Origin of the sequence: Actinomadura sp. NPDC048032 (assembly GCF_040653175.1) — a bacterium.
GTDB classification, from domain to species: Bacteria; Actinomycetota; Actinomycetes; order Streptosporangiales; family Streptosporangiaceae; genus Spirillospora; species Spirillospora verrucosospora.
In genome coordinates, this window is the sequence record NZ_JBEZJP010000699.1 from 1 (window position 1) to 2,420 (window position 2,420).

4 protein-coding genes are annotated in these 2,420 nt (G+C 64.3%); 2 read left to right on the forward strand and 2 right to left on the reverse strand.

What is annotated here, in order from left to right; genetic code table 11:
- Positions 1-112: 112 nt before the first annotated feature.
- Positions 113-565 (reverse strand): hypothetical protein, encoded by a 453-nt coding sequence (locus AB0C69_RS41220; protein WP_360362120.1) that lies wholly within the window; start codon positions 563-565, stop codon positions 113-115.
- Between the two features lie 162 nt (positions 566-727).
- The gene (locus tag AB0C69_RS41225; protein WP_360362123.1) at positions 728-1,117 is read right to left on the reverse strand and encodes an ATP-binding protein; all 390 of its coding nucleotides are present in this window, start codon (positions 1,115-1,117) and stop codon (positions 728-730) included.
- Positions 1,118-1,255: 138 nt separating this feature from the next.
- On the opposite strand from AB0C69_RS41225, the gene AB0C69_RS41230 reads away from it, so the two are divergent.
- A complete protein-coding gene (locus AB0C69_RS41230) occupies positions 1,256-2,071 on the forward strand; it encodes a helix-turn-helix transcriptional regulator (RefSeq protein WP_360362126.1) in 816 nt (271 codons plus the stop codon).
- Positions 2,068-2,262, forward strand: a complete 195-nt coding sequence (locus AB0C69_RS41235) for a DUF397 domain-containing protein (protein WP_360362128.1) — start codon at positions 2,068-2,070, stop codon at positions 2,260-2,262. The genes AB0C69_RS41230 and AB0C69_RS41235 overlap by 4 nt, the downstream gene beginning before the upstream one ends.
- Positions 2,263-2,420: the final 158 nt, after the last annotated feature.

A 2,420-nucleotide genomic window follows, 5' to 3' on the forward strand; every position in this document is an offset into this window, starting at 1 on the left:
GCCTCCGCACCCGAACCGGCTGACGTTCCGGCGACGGGAACAAGCGAACGGGGGCCTGGTGATTCCAGGCCCCCGGCGAGCTCGGCCTGGCGTGTGCCGGGCCGTGAGTAGGTCAGTCGTCGGCGTCGAGGGCGACGACGCGGACCCCCGCAGCGTAAGTGCAGAGACCGGTGAAGACGTTGCCGAGGGTGACGTCAGCGTAGGGGTCGGGGACGTCGGCGACGGACAGGCCGAAGGCGGCCATGACGACGCATGCAACGCAGGCCGCGACCCCGATGAAGAGGACGCTGCCGGCGATGTCGGCGGTGAGCTTCCGCTCCCCGGCGCTGTCGAAGCCGAGGAAGGCTCTGAGGCAGCTGCCGACCAAGCCGCAGACGGCGCCGGTGAGGATGCCGGTGATGATCTTGGCGCCGAGGTAGCCGAAGTCACCGGACTCCAGGGGATCGAGCCCGTGGTGCCACTGGTCGGCGAGGACGACGGAGTAGTCCAGGCCCTGGATGACGGCTCCGATGACGGCGCCGATACCGGCGCCCACAGCGAGCGAGCTCAACCTACGGTTGTTCATGGTGTTTCCCCCTGTTTGGGTCGGGTGCGCGTGCCTTGCACGTGCACCGGGTTGTTTGTACGACCGCCAGTGGTCAATGGCGGGTCTTGGATTTCTACCGTGCCGAGTGAAACCCTCCCGGCAACGCCCGTCGCGCCGCGTACTCGGCATCGCCTGGACGGGTCACGGGTGGATGCGCGACCAGATCCACTTGCCGCCGGCCGGGTCTCCCGTGACGCCGCACTGGCTCGACAGCGCCTGGACGATGTGAAGGCCCCAGCCGCCGTTGTCGTCGAACGCCTCATGGGAGAGGTCGAGGTCTTCGAGGGTGAGTTCCTTCATCGGCTTGGCCTGGGGGAGGGCGAAGTCGGCGTCCCAGACCGCGATGACGATGCCGTGCGCGTCCCGGCTGAGCTGGAGGCGGATCTCCTCGTGCGGCGTCTGCCGGGCCGCGTTCGTGACGAGCTCCGAGACGACGAGAAGCGCATTGTCGAGAATGTGTGAATAGCTCCAATTGCGGATTCTCGCGTCCACCAGGGTGCGCGCCAGCCCCACTGCGGACGGTGTGCCCATAAGGGGCATAAGTAGATCTTTGGCGGCCGCCGTCATCATCGCCCCGGCCTCGCTTGGGATTTCGGTTTCATGTGGCAAGGGTCGCTGGCTCGATCTACGGTTTCCTTGTTATCGGGAGAACTGAAAACAGGAGGAACGATGCCGATCGTCCGCGACCCTCTCGACCCCAAGATCTCCATGTGGCACTTCCTGGCCTTCTGCATGCGCTTCTTCAGAGAAAAGATGGGGCTGTCGCTGACCCAGTGTGGCGAGATCATCGGTGTCGCTCGCTCGACTGTTTCCAATCTGGAGGCGGGGCGGCGGCGTCCACAGGACGATCAAATGCGTCTGCTTGACAATGCATACGGAACTGGGGTGCTTTTCCAGGTTCTACTTTGGTTTGCCCGAATGGCGCATGATCCGGACTGGGCTCATCAGATCGACAAGTACGAGGAGGAAGCCGTCTCGATCAAGACCTACCACGGTCAGGTCGTCCCGCTTGCGCTCCAGACCGATGACTACACCTGGGCCTACGTCAAGGCGAGCAAGTTCAAGGACCTGGACGCGATCATGGCGGTCCGCACCGCGAAGAAGAGGGCGTACTGGCAGAAGGGTGACTCGCTGCTCACATGGACCGTGATCGATGAGGCTGTCCTGGCCCGCCCGGTCGGTGGGGTGGAGGTCATGACGAGGCAGCTGGAACACCTGTTGAAGTTGGCCGAGCTGCCGCACGTGAGCTTGCGAGTCATTCCTTTCTCGTCAGGCGAGCACATGGGCGTCGATGGGTCCATGCAGATCATCGGCCTGGAGGACCGAGACGTCGCCTACTCTGCCGCTCAGAACGGAGGACGGTTGATCGAATCACCTCGCGAGGTTCGTGAGCTGTCCGTTATGTTCGATCGCATCGGCGTGAAGGCTGCTCCAGAGGAAGCCTCCCGACAGATCATCAAGCGGTACTTGGAGAGCTACGCATGATCGTGAGATGGCGCAAGAGTTCCTATACCGGTGGCGCAAACGACAATCAGTGTGTCGAGCTGGGGCGACTTGCGCCGGGGGCCGGGATCGGAGTGCGGGACAGCAAGGACCCGGGCGGGGGACACCTCACGCTCTCCAGCGTCCAGTTCGCCAGTCTGATCGAGCAGATCAAGCTGGAATCGGCCCGCTGACCGGCGTCGCATGACCCGCGTGTAAGGGGCGAGAACGGGGAGCCTGGCAGTGCCAGGCTCCCCGTCGAACGAGGCCCGAGGGTGTCGGGCTTCGCAGGTGGGTCAGTTGGCGGCGCCGACCTGCCAGGGGTGAAGGAGTACCACGGGTGGAGGTTCTC

What these genes read in the sequence shown, in the direction of transcription:
- AB0C69_RS41225 (WP_360362123.1), bottom strand. Translation starts at nt 1,117, where the DNA reads ATGGGCACACCGTCCGCAGTGGGGCTGGCGCGCACCCTGGTGGACGCG.
- AB0C69_RS41235 (WP_360362128.1), top strand. Translation starts at nt 2,068, where the DNA reads ATGATCGTGAGATGGCGCAAGAGTTCCTATACCGGTGGCGCAAACGAC.
- AB0C69_RS41220 (WP_360362120.1), bottom strand. Translation starts at nt 565, where the DNA reads ATGAACAACCGTAGGTTGAGCTCGCTCGCTGTGGGCGCCGGTATCGGC.
- AB0C69_RS41230 (WP_360362126.1), top strand. Translation starts at nt 1,256, where the DNA reads ATGCCGATCGTCCGCGACCCTCTCGACCCCAAGATCTCCATGTGGCAC.